At 48.2% G+C, this 17,355-nt stretch carries 12 protein-coding genes and 2 rRNA genes; 4 read left to right on the top strand and 10 right to left on the bottom strand.

Annotated elements, in window-relative coordinates; all coding sequences use genetic code 11:
• Positions 1-73 precede the first annotated feature (73 nt).
• Both dcd and apbC read right to left on the bottom strand, forming a co-directional pair.
• The gene (gene dcd, locus CRO03_RS00070) at positions 74-664 is read right to left on the bottom strand and encodes a dCTP deaminase (RefSeq protein WP_097109554.1); all 591 of its coding nucleotides are present in this window, start codon (positions 662-664) and stop codon (positions 74-76) included.
• A 2-nt stretch (positions 665-666) separates the two neighbouring features.
• Complete coding sequence (gene apbC, locus CRO03_RS00065) at positions 667-1,599, bottom strand: iron-sulfur cluster carrier protein ApbC (protein ID WP_097109553.1); 933 nt, start codon at positions 1,597-1,599, stop codon at positions 667-669.
• A 150-nt stretch (positions 1,600-1,749) separates the two neighbouring features.
• Here apbC and metG point away from each other — a divergent pair, with 150 nt between their 5' ends.
• Together metG and CRO03_RS00055 are read left to right on the top strand one after the other, a co-directional pair.
• Positions 1,750-3,813 (top strand): methionine--tRNA ligase, encoded by a 2,064-nt coding sequence (gene metG, locus CRO03_RS00060; protein WP_097109552.1) that lies wholly within the window; start codon positions 1,750-1,752, stop codon positions 3,811-3,813.
• Between the two features lie 4 nt (positions 3,814-3,817).
• The gene (locus CRO03_RS00055) at positions 3,818-5,212 is read left to right on the top strand and encodes an MFS transporter (protein WP_097109551.1); all 1,395 of its coding nucleotides are present in this window, start codon (positions 3,818-3,820) and stop codon (positions 5,210-5,212) included.
• 3 nt (positions 5,213-5,215) lie between these two features.
• On the opposite strand, the gene CRO03_RS00050 is transcribed toward CRO03_RS00055, so the two are convergent.
• Positions 5,216-6,682: a hypothetical protein gene (locus CRO03_RS00050; RefSeq protein WP_097109550.1), complete on the bottom strand. Its 1,467-nt coding sequence runs from the start codon at positions 6,680-6,682 to the stop codon at positions 5,216-5,218.
• 69 nt (positions 6,683-6,751) lie between these two features.
• Positions 6,752-7,750 carry an NAD(P)H-quinone oxidoreductase gene (locus CRO03_RS00045; protein WP_097110330.1) on the bottom strand — a complete coding sequence of 333 codons (999 nt, stop codon included), beginning with the start codon at positions 7,748-7,750 and terminating at the stop codon, positions 6,752-6,754.
• 98 nt (positions 7,751-7,848) lie between these two features.
• On the opposite strand from CRO03_RS00045, the gene CRO03_RS00040 reads away from it, so the two are divergent.
• Entirely contained in the window at positions 7,849-9,054 is a 1,206-nt protein-coding gene (locus CRO03_RS00040) for a class I SAM-dependent rRNA methyltransferase (protein ID WP_097109549.1), read from the top strand.
• Between the two features lie 44 nt (positions 9,055-9,098).
• On the opposite strand, the gene CRO03_RS00035 is transcribed toward CRO03_RS00040, so the two are convergent.
• The 4 genes from CRO03_RS00035 to CRO03_RS00020 form a co-directional block, all read right to left on the bottom strand.
• Positions 9,099-9,398, bottom strand: a complete 300-nt coding sequence (locus CRO03_RS00035; RefSeq protein ID WP_097109548.1) for a PilZ domain-containing protein — start codon at positions 9,396-9,398, stop codon at positions 9,099-9,101.
• 118 nt (positions 9,399-9,516) lie between these two features.
• Positions 9,517-13,413 carry an ATP-dependent RNA helicase HrpA gene (gene hrpA / locus CRO03_RS00030; protein ID WP_097110329.1) on the bottom strand — a complete coding sequence of 1,299 codons (3,897 nt, stop codon included), beginning with the start codon at positions 13,411-13,413 and terminating at the stop codon, positions 9,517-9,519.
• A gap of 62 nt (positions 13,414-13,475) precedes the next feature.
• Positions 13,476-13,895 carry a CBS domain-containing protein gene (locus tag CRO03_RS00025; RefSeq protein WP_097109547.1) on the bottom strand — a complete coding sequence of 140 codons (420 nt, stop codon included), beginning with the start codon at positions 13,893-13,895 and terminating at the stop codon, positions 13,476-13,478.
• Positions 13,896-13,959: 64 nt separating this feature from the next.
• On the bottom strand, positions 13,960-14,985 hold the full coding sequence (locus tag CRO03_RS00020) for an isoaspartyl peptidase/L-asparaginase family protein (protein WP_097109546.1): 1,026 nt from the start codon (positions 14,983-14,985) through the stop codon (positions 13,960-13,962).
• A 183-nt stretch (positions 14,986-15,168) separates the two neighbouring features.
• Here CRO03_RS00020 and sbcB point away from each other — a divergent pair, with 183 nt between their 5' ends.
• Complete coding sequence (sbcB, locus tag CRO03_RS00015; RefSeq protein ID WP_097110328.1) at positions 15,169-16,599, top strand: exodeoxyribonuclease I; 1,431 nt, start codon at positions 15,169-15,171, stop codon at positions 16,597-16,599.
• A 339-nt stretch (positions 16,600-16,938) separates the two neighbouring features.
• Here sbcB and rrf read toward each other — a convergent pair.
• Together rrf and CRO03_RS00005 are read right to left on the bottom strand one after the other, a co-directional pair.
• A 5S ribosomal RNA gene (rrf, locus tag CRO03_RS00010) occupies positions 16,939-17,053 on the bottom strand.
• Between the two features lie 160 nt (positions 17,054-17,213).
• Positions 17,214-17,355 (bottom strand): 23S ribosomal RNA (locus CRO03_RS00005); the annotation flags it as partial.

Below are 17,355 nucleotides of genomic sequence, written 5' to 3'. Positions count from 1 at the left end.
TTCATTTTTGCTTTATAGCTTTTTGACCCACGCTTAGTCGTGGGTTTTTTAATTTCTGGTCGCCCTTAATATCTCAGCTTTTATCGTCATGGCCAATACGGCTGGCATCAGCGCCGGTTTGCTGCCGGTATTTAGCGTCGGGCCGGGTGTTATAAGGCCGGTCTGCCGGTGTGGTCATTAATTCAAAATTAAGCGCACCAATTTTCATATGTGGCCGCAACGCCAGCGGTAACTTACCGCTGTTATAGAATTCCAGCACAATATTACCTGACCAGCCCGGATCTATCCGGTGTGCGGTAACATGCACCATTAAGCCTAAACGAGCCAGTGACGAGCGACCATCCAGCCAGCCGACAATATCTGCTGGCAATCTTACTGACTCCTGAGTGACACCCAGCGCTAATTCACTCGGGTGTAAAATAAATACCTGATCATCGGCAATGTAGATTTCATCACTCATCACTGAGTTCAGCGCCGCATCAACCTGCGCCCGGGGCCCGCTTAAATCGATATAGGGCGCCGCGTGCGCCTGAAAAACTCTGAATTTATTACCAAGGCGGATATCAACGCTGACCCCACTGATCATATCGGCATCGGGCGCCGGGGTGATACCAATTTTACCTTCAGCCAGGTAGCGCTCTATATCGCGGTCACTCAATCTCATGCTTAATCATCCGTTATTATTATTTCAACCTGATGCGCCGTAGCGCCGGTCATGTTAGTTAACATTTTGTGGCAGATTGTACGGTAAATTTCTGCGATTGGCTGCAGCTTTAACACTGCCGGTTTACCCTTATCGGCATACTCGCGGATCTGGCGCTCCAGTGGCAACTGGCCAAGCACCGGTACCTGATAACGCTCAGCCAGTCGCAGCCCGCCCGCAGTGCCAAAAATATCATCAGCCTCGCCACAATGCGGACACAGGTAGTAACTCATATTTTCAATCAGCCCCAGAACCGGAATTTTTACCTGATTAAACATAGTAATTGCTTTACCGGCATCGCTCAGGGCAACGTCCTGTGGCGTAGTAACAATCACTGCACCACTCACTTTTAATTTCTGAGCCAGCGTAAGCTGGATATCCCCGGTACCCGGTGGCATATCAACAATTAAAATATCAAGCTCTGGCCACAGGGTTTCATTAATCAGCTGCAACAACGCCTGACTGGCCATCGGGCCGCGCCAGACTGAGGCTTTATCCGGATCGACTAAAAAACCAATAGACTGCAAACTTAAACCAAAGGCTTGCTTGGGGTTTAGCAGTTTATTGTCGGGTGAATCGGCTCTTGCCCCTTCCAGCCCCAACATTAACGGAATGGAAGGCCCGTAAATATCCGCATCCAGTAAGCCCGTGCGTAGTCCCATCTGTGCCAGTGTCGCAGCCAGATTAACCGCGGTCGTTGACTTGCCAACGCCGCCTTTGCCAGAGGCAACCAGTACAATATGCTGAATATTCCGCATTACCGGCTCAGTTGCAGCGAGCAGCGTCAACAAATCACCGAGTTCAGTTACCGGCGGTGTTGCCTCAGCATCAGGATGGTTAATATTTTCATCCGTTGTAGTGGCCTTTTCAGCCGGTTTTTTCAACCAATTAAACATTGTTGCTCCAAACATTCCTGCAGATAACAGAGAATTCGCAGTTATCTGCCACATTTTTGCCGCATCAAGGCTTTGGCGGATGCGATTTAATGCTGGCTATTGTATCATTAAGCAACATTTTTTCAGTTATTTATGCAAAGAGCCCACCCGATGTCGCAACGGAAAATTTTAATCACCAGCGCTTTACCTTACGCCAACGGCCCTATCCATTTAGGCCACCTGCTTGAATATATTCAAACCGATATCTGGTCGCGTTTTCAAAAAGCCCGTGGGCATGAATGCTACTATGTATGTGCTGATGATGCGCATGGCACCCCAATAATGCTGAAGGCTCAGCAGCAAGGTATTGCTCCGGAGCAAATGATTGCTCAGACCAAAATTGAACATGAAGCCGACTTTGCCGGTTTCGCTATTGGCTTTGACAACTACTATTCTACCCACAGCGAAGAGAACCGCGAATTTGCCAGCCTGATATATCAACGTCTGGATCAAGCCGGCTACATCAAACGCAAAACTATCAGCCAATTGTATGACCCTCAGAAAAACATGTTTTTGCCTGATCGTTTTGTTAAAGGCGATTGCCCGAAATGCGGAGCCCTCGATCAAAATGGCGATAGCTGTGATGTCTGTGGCGCGACCTACAGCCCGACCGATGTAAAAAACCCCCGCTCTGTGGTGTCAGGTGCTACGCCGGTATTAAAAGACTCTGAGCATTACTTTTTCGATTTACCCGCCTTCAGCCAGATGTTACAAGACTGGACCCGCAGCGGCGCCCTGCAGGAGGAAATGGCCAATAAACTGCAGGAATGGTTTACCGACGGCTTGCAGATGTGGGATATCAGCCGCGATGCCCCCTATTTTGGCTTTGAAATACCCGGCGCACCAGGCAAGTTTTTCTATGTCTGGTTGGATGCCCCTATTGGCTATCTTGCCAGTTTTAAAAACTATTGTGATACCAACAATATCGACTTTGACAGCTTCTGGCAGCCAGACTCGAACGCGGAGGTCTATCACTTCATCGGCAAAGACATTATTTATTTCCACAGCCTGTTCTGGCCAGCAATGCTGGAAGGTGCGGGTTTTCGAAAACCGAACGCCGTTTACGCTCATGGCTTTGTCACCGTAAATGGTGCCAAAATGTCGAAGTCTCGCGGTACTTTTATTAAAGCGCGTTCCTATCTGGACAATTTAAACCCGGAGTATTTACGCTATTACTTTGCCTCGAAACTGACTTCAGGCATTACTGATCTGGATTTAAACCTGGATGACTTTACTCAGAAGGTAAATGCTGACCTGGTTGGCAAAGTGGTGAATATTGCCAGCCGTTGTGCCGGTTTTATCAGTAAACGCTTTGACGGCAAGCTATCTGCCACTGTCGCGGAACCTGCCTTGCTAAAGGAGTTTGTGGCCGCAGGTAACAGCATTGCTGATAGCTTTGAGAAACGGGAATTTGCCCGCGCTATTCGCGATATTATGGCGTTGGCCGACAAAGCAAACCAGTACATTGACAATAAAGCGCCCTGGGTATTGGTGAAAGACGACGCGCGCCAGCAGGAAGCTCATGATGTTTGCTCAATGGGCCTGAATTTATTCCGGGTACTAATGCACTATTTAAAGCCGGTATTACCGGTAATGGCCGGCGACGTTGAAGCTTTTTTAAATACTGAGCTTAGCTGGCAGAACTATCAGACCCCGCTGGTAAACCATGCCATTAATCCATTTAAGGCGTTAATGCAGCGGGTTGATCCGGCGAAAGTCGCGGCGATGGTGGAGGCGTCAACCGACAATCTGCAAGCGACACCGCAAACACAGGTGCCTGCTGGGGCCAAACAAGCTAAAACAACTGAGAAGTCCGCTGCTCCGGCCGGCCGCGAACCCATCAGCGACACGATCAGCATTGAGGATTTTGCCAAAATAGATTTACGGGTGGCCAAAATAGTCAGTGCCAGTGCAGTGGAAGGTGCCGATAAACTGGTGCAATTGCAGTTGGATATTGGTAATGGTGAAACCCGTCAGGTATTTGCCGGAATTAAGGCTGCTTATACTCCTGAAGATTTAGTCGGGCGCAGTACAGTGATGGTGGCAAATCTGGCGCCACGCAAAATGCGCTTTGGCTTGTCCGAAGGTATGGTACTTGCTGCAGGCCCAGGTGGTGGAGATTTGTTTATTTTAAGCCCCGATGACGGCGCATTGCCGGGTATGCGGGTAAAATAAACTGATGCTGACGCCGTTTCGTAGTTTCTCATCACTATTTGCCACTACGCTGGTAATGGTACTGGGTGCCGGCCTGTTAACCACTTATCTGGGGTTATCACTGGCGGCAGATGGCGTTGAGCAGCTGTGGATTGGCGGCATGATGTCAGCTTATTACCTTGGGCTGGTGGTTGGCTCTAAACTGGGCCACAAACTGATTGGCCGGGTTGGCCATATCCGTACTTTTGTCGCCAGTGCGGGTATGGTGACCGCTTCAGCCCTGGGTCACGCCTTAACTGATGACTTGCAAGTCTGGCTGGCACTGCGCTTACTGGTTGGTACCGGTATGATGTGCCAGTATATGGTGCTGGAGAGCTGGTTGAACGAACAAGCTGACACCAACCAGCGTGGTACGGTATTCGCCAGTTATATGATTGTGTCTTATGTCGGCATGGTTGGCGGCCAGACCGTTTTATCTTTCTTCCCTGAGTTAGGCTTGCAGCCATTATTACTGGTGGGTATCTGTTATGCGCTTTGTATCGTTCCCATAGCGCTAACCAAGCGGATCCACCCTGCACCGTTGCATCCTGCGCCGCTGAAAATTCTGCCGTTCTGGCGTCAGGTACCGCAATCGCTCACAACCGTGTTGATGGCCGGCGGCATCTCAGGGTCTTTCTATGGCCTGGCTCCTGCTTTTGCAGCGGGTTCCGGTTTATCGACCAAAGAAATTGCGGTATTTATGTCGGCCACCATTTTTGCCGGTTTACTGGCCCAATGGCCGATGGGTAAGCTGTCTGATAGGATACCCCGCAGCCGGTTATTGCGGGTCAACAGTGCCCTTTTAGGGATTTTGGTGCTGACAATGGCTATTTTGCCAGTGAAAGGCCCGCTGCTAATTGGCTTAACATTCTGCTTTGGTATTCTGGCCTTTACCCTGTACCCACTGGCAACCGCACTGGCCAATCAACATATTGAACCAGAAGAGCGGGTAGCACTGTCTGCCACCATTTTATTAACCTTTGGTATTGGCGCGACCATCGGCCCGTTAATAGCTTCTGGCCTGATGCAATTATTGGGTAACAGCATGCTGTACGGCTACATGTCACTGGCCTGTTTAATTCTGTTCATCCGGCTGCAACGGGTTAACTATAATCAGAAAATGGCAAAGAGGATGTTGTCACAGCAACATTCTTCAGATTATCAGGTAGCATCGGGTGATTTAGTGTCCTCGCCTCTGGCGGCGGCACTCGACCCGCGGGTAAATGAAGAATTGGTGCAACAACAAATGCGTGATGAGGTTACCGGGGAAGCGACTGTAGAGGAGACGTCTGAGGTGACGACCGAACAAGAAGCTGAACCGGATCCTGAAACCGAGACGCTGGTAAAAACGGATGAAACTCCATCAACTAAACCAGAGTAACCGCTAATTTTGGTTCATTAATGCTTTATTCCACAGATTCTGGTTTTTGGTATAAGAGAAATACTCGTCGGGATGCCAGCATTTTGGCAGCAGCGCCATGCTTTTTCGCTCTTCGAAATTAGAGACCAGCTTGCTTAAAATTTCCAGTAAACGCTCTTCACTAATCCGCTCCAGTTTTTTACGGGCAGCTGGATAATATAAATTATTGTCGACACTAACAACGCAGCCTTGCGCAGAGACGTTATAAGTAAGATTACGGGTAACCATCCTACATACCGGCATCCGGGGATCCTCCGGATATAAACCCGTAACAATGGCATATTCGTAGCGGTCTAAATCCTGGCGGTCGGAATCTTTCGGAATATAGGTAACCCCAAAGCCCTGAGGAAATACACCAGTAATTTTCAGGAGTCCTGCAACAGCTACCGGACTATAAACCCCTTTTTCAACACCTTTTTCCAGTACCAGGCCTACTTTAGGCAAGGACTCATAACTATAGTTTGCTTTGGTAGATAACACGACTGAGGTATATATTTGCGGGATTTTCAGTAAATTGCCGACGCCATGCTCAGGTTTAATAGCGTTTTTTAACAGGAATATCAGAAATGCCTGTTTTTCACGCTCATTCTGCAGATACCTATCCCGTTGCTCTTTGGAATTTCCCTGATAAGCACCGATGCCAACCGCTTGCACCACAAAATTCAGGCTTTCCCGATAGCTTATTTTCAGCAGCTCAGTGCGCTCATCGTTCTCAAGCACCCGGAATTCATCCAGTTCGCCTGCAGGCCCTTTCAGGATGCGCTGCGCATCCGGATGGCAACTACCAATATCTTGCAACAAAGCCGCCATTAACAGCGGAACCTGGACATCATCCCGAAATGGCTGATACTCGTCTTCTGACGCAGTATCAGCACTGGCCTGATAGCGGTTTACTATAAACGGGTGGCTGATATTTCCGTCCAGTAACAGCCGGTCCAGTAAACGTAAACTTAGCAATGCTTTATACAGATGCTTACTTTTTTGATTAGAAGGCGCAACATTTTTACCATCGGTTGGCGACATCAGCTGGATAGTACCAAGTATTTTTGCGGTCTGAATATTGGTTTCTGCAAAAGAGTCGCTTTCGGATAACATCAGAATGTCTAAACACAACAGCCGTAACGACTCGTAACGACTCAGCTTATTTTGTTGCTGTTCTTTGTCGAATACTTCCTGCGCATTTTGCGCTTGCTGCAAGTTGCGCTCGATCAGCGCCTGGTCCCCCTTATTTGCCTGAGCCTGGCGGTTTTTAAATAAAAATACTTGCTGCTCGTGCTCTGCCCTTTGTTGTTCACGCTCAGCATAAGTAGCAAACCATAGTGCAGCCTGCTCGAACAGGGAATCGGCCACCACAGTATCATCATAAATACGGTTTAACAGTGCTTTAACAGCTTTAGTAAAATTGGATTTACCTACATTTCCAATTGGCATTGTTCGTATTTATCCTTGTTTAAATTCACTATTCCGGCATTTTTAACATTGTTTTAAACGTTATAATTTTTAGAATGTTAAAACCAATTTGCCAATGTTGTTATTGTTTGCCATGACATCGTGCGCTTGCTGCGCATTGCGCCAATCGACACTGTCACTAAGTACAGCTGCAAATTTACCATCCCGCATGGCCTGACCAAATGTCTTGCTGAAACTGGCGGTTAACTCAGCTTTATATTGATGACTCCTGTTGCGTAAAGTACTACATACCAGACGGCCCCGCTTTTTAAATAGCGGCGCAAAATCAAATTTATCAACCGAACGCCCCCCCATCAGCGCGTAGATGATAATAATGCCATCTTCGGCCAATACTGTAACATTATCTTTCAGGTAAGCACCGGCAACGGGATCAAGAATGATATCAACACCTGTCGGCCAGCAAGCAGTCAGCTCATCGGCAAAGTTACTGTTGCGGTAATTTATAGCCATATCGGCGCCAAGTTTCAGGCAAGCTTCTGCTTTATCAGCTCGTCCGACCGTGACCGCCACTTTTGCGCCGGCAAGTTTTGCGAGTTGTAAGGCACTGGTCCCTACGCCACTGGCACCTGCGTGCAACAAAACCTGTTGCCCGGCCGTTAACCCGCCCAGGCTGAACAATAATTGGTAAGCCGTTAAAAACGTTTCTGCCGCTGCTCCGGCTTGCTGCCAGCTCCAATGCCCGGGCTTGTTAATCGCATGAGCCGTTTGCAACAGCGCATATTCGGCATAGCCACCACCTGCAACAATGCCAAACACGTCACGTCCAAGCCATTGTTCATCAGCGTTACTGCCAACCTGGACAACGATACCTGCCACTTCTAACCCTAAAATATCACTTTCACCAGCTGGCGGTGGATAATGCCCCTGGCGTTGCATTAGATCAGCCCGATTCACCCCTGCCGCTTTAACTTTTACCAGTAACTGGCCGGACGCTGGCTGTGGTACAGGCCGTTGTTCAATAACAAGTGTACTGTTTTTACCTGGCTGCTGCACAGCAACAACCTGCATTTGCAACGGAACATCTGCCATATTCATCCTAATTATTAGTAAAAGACAGTTTTTGCTTTAGCTTTGCTGCCAGCTTCTCTAAAATGCGACTTTTAGTCTAGCACAGTGTAACCGAGCGTATGAGTAAGCAAACTGCAAGTCCAGCCATTATTCTGGCCCCTGGCCGCGAGAAAGCGCTGAAACGGCAGCATCCCTGGATTTTTTCTAACGCGATAGCTCAGGTTATCAGTACCCCAAACAGCGGGGATATTGTCGATGTGTTAAGCAGCAAGGGAGAATGGCTGGCGACTGCCGCATATTCGCCACGCTCTCAGATCAGAGCCAGGGTATGGAGCTTCGTCCAGGGCCAGGCAATTAATGAAGCGTTTTTCTATTCCCGTTTAGCCGAGGCCTGGCAACTACGGCAAAGTCTGTTTAATCAGACAACGACCAATGCCGTCAGACTGATAGCCGGTGAGTCTGATGGCCTGCCTGGTATTACTATCGACAAATATGCAGATGTGCTGGTTTGTCAGCTGTTGTCAGCTGGCGCAGAAGCCAGCCGTAAACCACTACTGGCAGCGTTAATTAAGCTATTCCCTGAGCACAGTATTTATGAGCGCTCTGATGTTGATGTCCGGAAAAAAGAAGGGTTAGAACCCACCACCGGTTGGTTACATCTGCCACGCGACTCAGCTGAGTTAGTGATTCAGGAACATGGCATGACCTTACTGGTCGACGTAATTAATGGCCATAAAACAGGGTTTTATCTGGACCAGCGTGCCAGCCGTCAGGCTGTTAAGCGCTATGCTAAAACTAAGACCGTTTTAAATTGTTTTAGTTATACCGGCACCTTTGCTGTTGCCGCATTGCAAGGTGGCGCCAGCAAGGTGACTAATGTTGACTTATCTGAATTGGCGCTCAACACCGCTGAGCGAAATGCCGAATTAAATAAGCTGGATATGAGCTGTGTCGAACAGGTAAAAGGCGATGTGTTTAAGTTGCTGCGCCAATACCGGGAACAAGGCAGACAATTTGACATAGTGATTCTGGACCCGCCAAAATTTGCTGATAATAAATCACAATTGGTCGGCGCATGTCGCGGGTATAAAGATATCAATATGATAGCGATGCAACTGGTGAAACCGGGGGGGTTACTGTTTACTTTCTCCTGCTCAGGTTTAATGGAAGATAGTTTATTTCAAAAAATAGTTGCTGATGCAGCACTGGATGCCAGGCGGCAATGTCAGTTTTTAGAACGACTACAGCAAGATAGTGACCACCCGGTTTTAAGCACATTCCCGGAAGGGCATTATCTGAAAGGGCTGGTTTGCAAAATAACCTAAGCTGCGCGTGTTGCCACCACTATTAACCCGCTTTACTTAGCGGGTTAATTCAGCTCCATAAACGCCAGGCCAATCTGGTAGCCATCTTCACTCTCCTGGGCACAACGGACCACCTTAGCCGTGGCGTCCAATGGCGGAATACTGGCGTTGTTCGACTCTAACCGTATCTTTATTAACGTTCCCATCTCTAACGGCTCATCAATATCTACCGACATGCCAGATGCGCTCAAGTCACGACAAATACCATCTATCATCCGGCCTGCTTCAGGATCATTGAGCAGTAATTGCACATCAGCATTTACCATCATTCTGAAATAATGCCGTCCATCGCCCTTCGTTAACATAACTTACCCCTGTTAGTACTACTGTGTTAGTTATAGAACTTTCCTGTCAACGTGTAAAGTACCACAGATACTCACGCAATTTGCAACGTATGAGTGGCACCAATTCATGATGTTACAACTAATTTGTTTTAATTTCTGCTACGGCGTGCAGTACCCGCTTCACAGAAATCGGATAAGGCGTGCCCAGCTGCTGAGCGTGTAACGACACTTTTAACTCTTCCAGCATCCAGTAAATTGCGGTAACCGGCTGCGGAATAACAGCAGAGCCGGCAAATTTACCCAGCAGATTCATGTAAGCATCAGCCGCTTTCTGATACTCGTGCATCAGTAAGCGGTCACGCTGCGGATCTACCGCCAGCTTCTCCAATCTTTTGTGCATCGCCTGCAAATATCGCAGTATATCTGCCAGCCTGCCGGCACCATGCTTACTGACAAATCCCTTGAACACCAGCTCAGTTAAGTGCTGTTTTATATCGCCCTGAGATTGAATATGCGCCAGGTCAACTTTGCCTTTTAACCGCTTCTGAATATCGTGACCCAGGGTTAAAATTTGTTCAACCTTTAGTGCTATTGCCACCACAGTGTCACCCAACTCAGCCCGAACTTTTTCCTTTAGCCGATTGAAATCCTCCGTATTCTGAGGGATCTCATACTGTGCAATAAGTGCATCCACCCCTGCCGCAATACAATCATCTATCAGTTCCAGCACCCGGCCAAAGGGATTAAAATAAAGTCCCAATTTCGCTTTATTCGGTAACGATTCCTGCAGATACTTCACTGGCGATGGCACATTTAACAATATTAAACGTCGTAGTCCCAGTCTGGTTGTCTGCAATGCCTGCTGTGGATTATCCAAAAGTTTAATCGCTACAGAGTTTTTTTCGTCCACCAATGCCGGAAACGCTTTGATCTCATAGCCAGCCTGGATTTTGACATATTCCCGCGGTAGTTCTCCAAAGCTCCAGTCAGTCAGTTCTGTTTGCTCTATGCCCCGCTCCGCCACCAGGCTAAGACTTTGTTGTACTTCGCCCTGCAAACCTTGCTTTAACACACTCAACGAGCGGCCCTGTTGCAACGTCTTGCCATAGTCATCGACGATTTTAAAGTTGATGGTTAAATGCACAGGCAAAGCGGATAAATCCCAGGCATCATCCGGAATGGTTACTCCGGACATTCGCTTTAATCGCTGACTGATCACCTCGAGTAACGTCCCCTGCTCCGGGGCAATCAGTTGCAACAGGGCATCAGCATAGTTCGGCGCCGGCACAAAGTTACGCCGGTATTGTTTAGGCAGAGATTTAATTAATGCGACCAGTAATTCATGACGAAGTGCCGGTATCAACCAGTCAAAACCGCTATCGTCAATTTGATTCAACATGGCCAGTGGGATGATGACACTGACCCCATCGTCTGGCTCGCCAGGAGCAAAGTGATATTCCAGTGGCAGGGTTAAGTTGCCCTGGCGCCAGCTTTCAGGAAATTTTTCAGCAGTAATATCAGTGGCATCTCGGTTAAGCAGGCTATCGGGATCAAAATTTAAAAACTCTGGCTGGCTGGCGCGCTGCTTTTTCCACCATTTCGCAAAGTCTGTGCGGTTATTAGCCCATACCGGAATTTTTTCCGCATAAAACGCCGCCAGCGTCTCTTCATCAACCAGAATATCCCGTCGCCGTGACTTTTCCTCAAGCGCCGTAACGCCGTCAATCAGCCGCTGGTTGTGCGTTAAAAAGGCTTCGTTACTGCCCAACTCCTGATTAACCAGTGCTTCGCGGACAAAAATCTGATGGCTGACGACTTCATCAATTTTGCTGTACAGCACTGCGCGTTTTGGCACTATGACCAAACCGTACAGCGACACCTGCTCAAAGGCCACGACCGCGCCCCGTTTCTTCTCCCAGTGCGGCTCGCTGTAACTGCGGCTAACTAAATGCGCTGCCAGCGGCTCTATCCATTCCGGCTCAATTTTAGCAAGACTACGCGCATACAATTTGCTTGTTTCAACCCATTCCGCAGCGACCACCCATTTGGGTTTGCGTTTAAACAAGTGACTACCGGGAAATGCGTAAAACCGGGTCTGCCTGGGCCCTAAATAATCAGCATCGGTATCTTTAAAGCCAACCTGCCCCAACAACCCGGTTAACAGCGCGCTGTGCAGTTGCTGATAGTTTGCACTGCTGTTATTAAATGTCATGCTCTGCTCTTTTGCTAACTGGCTTAGCTGACTAACCAAGTCCTGCCATTCTCTTACCCGCAGATAATTTAAAAATTCCTGACGACAGAGGCGTCGGAACTGGTTGTTGCTCAAATCTTGCTGCTGTTGTTGTAAATATGACCACAGTTTTAACCAGCTACTAAAGTCAGAATCAGTGTCGGCAAAACGGCCATGACTCTCATCTGCTTTTTGTTGCTTGTCCAAAGGCCGTTCACGCGGATCCTGAACAGAGAGTGCCGCAACCACGACCAACACTTCATTTAATGCCCCGTTGCTACTTGCCGCAACAACCATTCGCGCTAACCGGGGGTCAATCGGCAGCCTGGCAAGTTGTTTACCCAGTGCCGTTAAACTTAATTTTTGCCGGCCCCGTTGTGGCTCTATGGCACCCAGCTCTTCCAGTAACTTAATCCCATCGTTGACAAAGCGACTGTCTGGTTTTTGTAAAAACGGGAACGCATCAATGTCTCCCAGGCCCAGTGCCAACATTTGCATAATGACCGAGGCTAAATTAGTGCGCAAAATTTCAGGATCAGTAAATTCCGGCCGGCCAATAAAATCCTCTTCACTGTATAGCCGGATGCAAATACCGGCAGCTACCCGGCCACAGCGGCCTTTACGCTGATTAGCACTGGCCTGACTAATAGCTTCTATTGGCAGCTGCTGCACTTTTGAGCGATAACTGTAACGCGATAACCGGGCGGTACCAGGGTCAATAACGTAACGAATACCCGGTACTGTTAACGACGTCTCTGCGACGTTGGTAGCAAGAACAATCCGCCGCCCGGCGTGGCTTTGAAATATGCGATTTTGCTCGGCAGCGCTTAATCTGGCATACAGCGGCAGCACTTCGGTATGGGGTAGCTTCAGCTTTTCTAAAGCATCCGCGGTATCCCTGATTTCCCGCTCACCATTTAAGAATATAAGAATGTCGCCGCGGGGCTCGCGGTATAGTTCTTCAACCGCATCAAAAATCCCCTGCAACTGGTCAGCATCTTTATCATCCTGATCGGTGTATGGCCGGTAACGTGTTTCTACCGGGTAAGTACGGCCTGAGACTTCAATCACCGGCGCATCAAAAAAATGTTTGGAGAACCGCTGCGGATCAATGGTAGCGGAGGTGATAATCAGCTTTAAATCCGGCCGCTTTGGTAGAAGCTGCTTCAGGTAACCTAACAAAAAGTCGATATTAAGACTGCGCTCATGCGCTTCGTCAATAATGATGGTGTCATATTGATTTAAAAACCGGTCCTGCTGCATTTCGGCCAGTAGCACACCGTCAGTCATTAGTTTAATCAAAGTCTGGCTTGTGGTGTGATCGCCAAAGCGGATTTTGTATCCCACCTGCTGTCCGGCCTGACAACCCAGCTCTTCCGCAATCCTGTCAGCAACACTACGCGCCGCCAACCGCCGGGGCTGAGTGTGACCAATGGTACCAGCCACACCGCGGCCAAGCTCCAGACATATTTTTGGGATTTGCGTCGTTTTACCTGAACCCGTTTCACCGGCAATTATCACGACCTGATTAGCGGCTATGGCTGCTTTAATGTCATCTTTCTTGGCTGCTACCGGCAGTTCCATCGGATAGCTAACAGTTGGCATGGCAGCGAGGCGTTGCTGTCGTTGCGCTACTGAACGTTGTATATCCGCCGAGATTTTCAGTAAGAGTTGCTGTTGAGCTGCCGGCTCAGCAATTTTTTTACTGTTTGCTAAACGACGGCGCAACCGGAATTGGTCCTGTAACAGACAATCAGTTAATTTAGAGTAGAGTGATGAAACGTTTATTACGGGCTCAACAGACAAAATAACACCCTCAGAAATCAGAGGGCGCCATGCTACCAAGCTAGCGGGGTAAAGGTCTAGCGTTAAACAACCCGCCGGTAATGAGAATGCAGTTCTTTGTCAATTGCAGCTAACACATCTGAACGGGTTATAATGCCCAACAGATAGCCATCATCATCAACCACCGGATACAGTTTCGGTTTTATTTTCAGCATCATTTGCGCTAAATCGATAACGCCATCATAAGGTTTTACTGTCAATACCTGAGTATTCATTACCTCAGCGACCCGGGCAGCTTGCTGGTCGTGATAAGTTGACATTAACATTCTCGCCAGACAATCCTGCTCAGAAACAAAACCAACAATTTTATTGTTAATATCAACAACCGGCCCCCCCGTCTGCCGGCCTTTTATTAACCGGTCTACAGCCAGCTCAACTGGCATATCAACGGTGAAGGTTACCGGGTGACGATGCATATAGTCGGCGACTTTCAGTAAGTCCATCTATTCCCCTCCAAAACATCCAACAGCAACCAGTCTGTTCTTAATCAGTTTAGCCAACAATAGCTTATTTGCCCGCTTTTTCACTTTGATCGGCGAAAATTTCAACAACCGTGCCGGCTTCACTGCGCTTGGCCCGATACATTCCCGGCGTATTAAAAGCCCAGCTAAGTTCCCCTTTATTATCAACAACAATAACCCCCCCTGTACCACCGACCTGCAGCAGCTCGTCAATTACCTCGCGGGCGGCAGAAGCAGCGGATTTACCCTGATATTTTACCCTGGCACAGATATCAGCCGCGACATTGTAGCGAATAAAATACTCGCCATGGCCAGTTCCCGATACAGCGCAACTGCTGTTGTCAGCAAAATTACCGGCACCAATTACCGGTACATCACCTACCCGGCCCCAGCGTTTAGCAGTCATACCACCCGTTGAAGTAGCGGCCGCTAAATTTCCACTGTTATCAATAGCTACCGCGCCTACTGTACCCATTTTCCAATTAGGATCTGCCACAATAGCTGCCTGATGAGGTAACTTTTGCTGTGCCTGTTTTGCCCGTTTTAATGCCTCGTAACGAAACTCACTATTAAAATAGCTGTTCTCAACCAGATCCAGTTGCTGGGCAGCAGCAAATTGCTCCGCCCCTTTACCGGTTAACATGACATGTTCAGATTGCTCCATTATTGCCCGGGCTAATAAGATTGGATTTTTTACATTGGTTACACTGGCCACTGCGCCGGCGTTGCGCTTCTGGCCTGTCATAATGGCGGCATCCAGCTCATGGGTTTCATCCCAGGTATACACTGCACCCTTGCCAGCGTTAAACAGTGGTGAATCTTCCAGCACAGTTACAGCCAACGTCACTGCGTCCAGACTGCTACCGCCAGCCGCCAATAGCTCGTAACCTTTGTTTACCGCATCAGCCAACGTGACTTCATAGTTTTTTTGCTGCTCTTCTGTCATTTTACTGCGCTCAATGGTGCCGGCCCCGCCGTGAATAACAATACCTACCGGGGCATTTGCACTGGCAAAACCTGTTGTTGCAACCAGTATGCTTAACGTAATGACTTGTAGTGTTAATAATTTCATAGCAAACCTTACTGTAATTTGTTTAAGCGTGAACTATGCCGGGTTAGCCGATTACTAACAGCTAAACTCGGTAAAACCGCATAGTGCTGCGACGGACGTGAAGTTGATTTATAGCACTTTACGGGTGCAGCAAGGTAGCAACTTGCTATAATGTCTGAAATTTTTATACCTAAGTATCTATTTATGACCAACGCCAGCCTGTATTTTTATGATTTTGAAACCTGGGGAGCAGATCCAAAGCGTGACCGCCCGGCCCAATTTGCAGGCATTCGTACCGATCTTGATTTAAATATCATCAGTGAACCTGATGTCTGGTACTGCCAGCTGGCAAATGATTATTTGCCTCATCCGCAGGCGGCGCTTATTACTGGTTTAACGCCACAACTCTGTAATAAAAAAGGCCTGAACGAAACGGATTTTATGAGAAAAATCGTTGAGCGGTTTAGTGAGGCAAATACCTGTGTGCTCGGCTACAACAGCCTGCGCTTTGATGACGAAGTGACCCGTTACAGTTTATATCGTAATTTTTATGAGCCTTATGGTCGTGAATGGCAAAATGGAAACAGCCGCTGGGATTTAATTGATGTCGTTCGCGCTTGTTATGCATTGCGGCCTGACGGCATTAATTGGCCACTACGGGAAGATGGTAGCCCCAGCTTTAAGCTGGAGCATTTAACTAAAGCTAATGGTTTAGCGCATGAGCAGGCCCACGATGCGTTATCTGATGTGTATGCCACTATCGCTATTGCCAAACTGATTAAACAACACCAGCCCAAATTATTCAGCTATTTATTTGAATTACGTAAAAAAACGAAAGTTGCCGAACAAATAGACGTTGCCGGACTAACTCCACTGGTCCATGTGTCGTCAAAGTTTCCTGCTAGTTCCGGCTGTGTTAGCTGGGTGGTACCATTGGCTTTTCATCCGACTAATAAAAATGCTGTAATTTGCTATAACCTGCAAGCTGATCCCACGCCTTTACAGACAGACGATATTGAGACGCTGACCAGTAAATTATATACCCGAACTTCGGATCTGGCTGAAGGTGAAGAACGGCTTGGCCTGAAGTTAATTCATTTAAATAAGTGCCCGGTGCTGGCAAATGCGAAAACACTTAGTGGCGAACGCGCTACTGAACTGGGTATTGATCGGGCGCGTTGCCTGGAGCATCTGGAATGGTTTAAACAGCACAGGGAATTACAACAGAAAGTCATCGGACTTTATCAGCAAAGCACAGATTATCCAGCGGAAACTAATCCGGATTATCTGTTGTACAGTGGCTTTATCAGTGATGCTGATAAACATAAAATGAATCAGCTTCATCAATTATCACCAGAACAACTTGCTGTAAACGCACCGGTATTTAGTGATGAACGGTTGAACAGCTTGTTGTTTTTATATCGGGCCCGAAATTATCCGCAAAGTTTAAGCGATAGTGAGCAACAAAAGTGGCAACGTTACCGTACTGATAAACTGATGCATGGCCTGGATAACCCTAACCTGACCATGGAAGATTTTAGCCTCGCCCTTGAAAATCTGGCCCATGAGCATGCCAGTGACGAACAGAAAATGAAAATACTAAAAGCCCTTTATTTGTACGTGCAAAGTTTATAGTTTAAGCAAATTCTCCAAATCCCCTTCATTCCCCCCTTTTGCAAAGGGGGAGGCTATTCAGCGCGCCGTAGTAGCATGGCGACAAATTCGTCAGGAACGAATTTGGACTGCCGCAGGCAGGTCCCAACGGGACGAGCCCCAGGGATGGGGCGAGCACTAAAACGCCGGGAGCGTTTTAGGACGTTGCGAAGCGACGGCCCGTAGGGCAGTGGACAGGGATAGTCCACTGCAATGCCACACCCCGCAGGGGCTGTGGCTGCCACGCGAGTGTAGTGCGCCGCAGGCGCTTCAATGCAAAAAGGCCCACCCGTTAGGGTAGGCCTTTTGCTTGAATTGGGAGCCTGGCGGTGTACTACTCTCGCATGGCGAATGCCACACTACCATCGTCGCAGCTGCGTTTCACTTCTGAGTTCGGAATGGGATCAGGTGGGTCCACAGCGCTATTGCCACCAGGCAAAAAACTGTATGGAACATGCTTTAACGCCCTTCAGTGCGGCACTCTTGTGCTTTTTTGTCTGGTCAATTCCATGACAGGAATTGATAAAAACATGTTCCTATATTTAGCAAGCTGATTAAGTTCTCACACTGTACTTCTAAAACATCTTGGGCGTTGTATGGTTAAGCCTCTCGGGCAATTAGTATGAGTTAGCTTAACGTGTCACCACGCTTCCACACCTCACCTATCAACGTTGTGGTCTCCAACGACCCTTTAGTAGACTCGAAGTCTAAGGGATGACTCATCTTGTGGCCGGCTTC

Origin of the sequence: Arsukibacterium tuosuense, from assembly GCF_900215315.1 — a bacterium.
Classification (GTDB): domain Bacteria; phylum Pseudomonadota; class Gammaproteobacteria; order Enterobacterales; family Alteromonadaceae; genus Alishewanella; species Alishewanella tuosuense.
This window is presented reverse-complemented; position numbering and strand designations above follow the sequence as displayed.

Excerpts from the sequence above, each read along its gene's own strand:
- dcd (WP_097109554.1), bottom strand. The coding sequence starts at position 664 with ATGAGATTGAGTGACCGCGATATAGAGCGCTACCTGGCTGAAGGTAAA.
- apbC (WP_097109553.1), bottom strand. The coding sequence starts at position 1,599 with ATGTTTAATTGGTTGAAAAAACCGGCTGAAAAGGCCACTACAACGGAT.
- metG (WP_097109552.1), top strand. The coding sequence starts at position 1,750 with ATGTCGCAACGGAAAATTTTAATCACCAGCGCTTTACCTTACGCCAAC.
- CRO03_RS00055 (WP_097109551.1), top strand. The coding sequence starts at position 3,818 with ATGCTGACGCCGTTTCGTAGTTTCTCATCACTATTTGCCACTACGCTG.
- CRO03_RS00050 (WP_097109550.1), bottom strand. The coding sequence starts at position 6,682 with ATGCCAATTGGAAATGTAGGTAAATCCAATTTTACTAAAGCTGTTAAA.
- CRO03_RS00045 (WP_097110330.1), bottom strand. The coding sequence starts at position 7,750 with ATGGCAGATGTTCCGTTGCAAATGCAGGTTGTTGCTGTGCAGCAGCCA.
- CRO03_RS00040 (WP_097109549.1), top strand. The coding sequence starts at position 7,849 with ATGAGTAAGCAAACTGCAAGTCCAGCCATTATTCTGGCCCCTGGCCGC.
- CRO03_RS00035 (WP_097109548.1), bottom strand. The coding sequence starts at position 9,398 with ATGTTAACGAAGGGCGATGGACGGCATTATTTCAGAATGATGGTAAAT.
- CRO03_RS00025 (WP_097109547.1), bottom strand. The coding sequence starts at position 13,895 with ATGGACTTACTGAAAGTCGCCGACTATATGCATCGTCACCCGGTAACC.
- CRO03_RS00020 (WP_097109546.1), bottom strand. The coding sequence starts at position 14,985 with ATGAAATTATTAACACTACAAGTCATTACGTTAAGCATACTGGTTGCA.
- sbcB (WP_097110328.1), top strand. The coding sequence starts at position 15,169 with ATGACCAACGCCAGCCTGTATTTTTATGATTTTGAAACCTGGGGAGCA.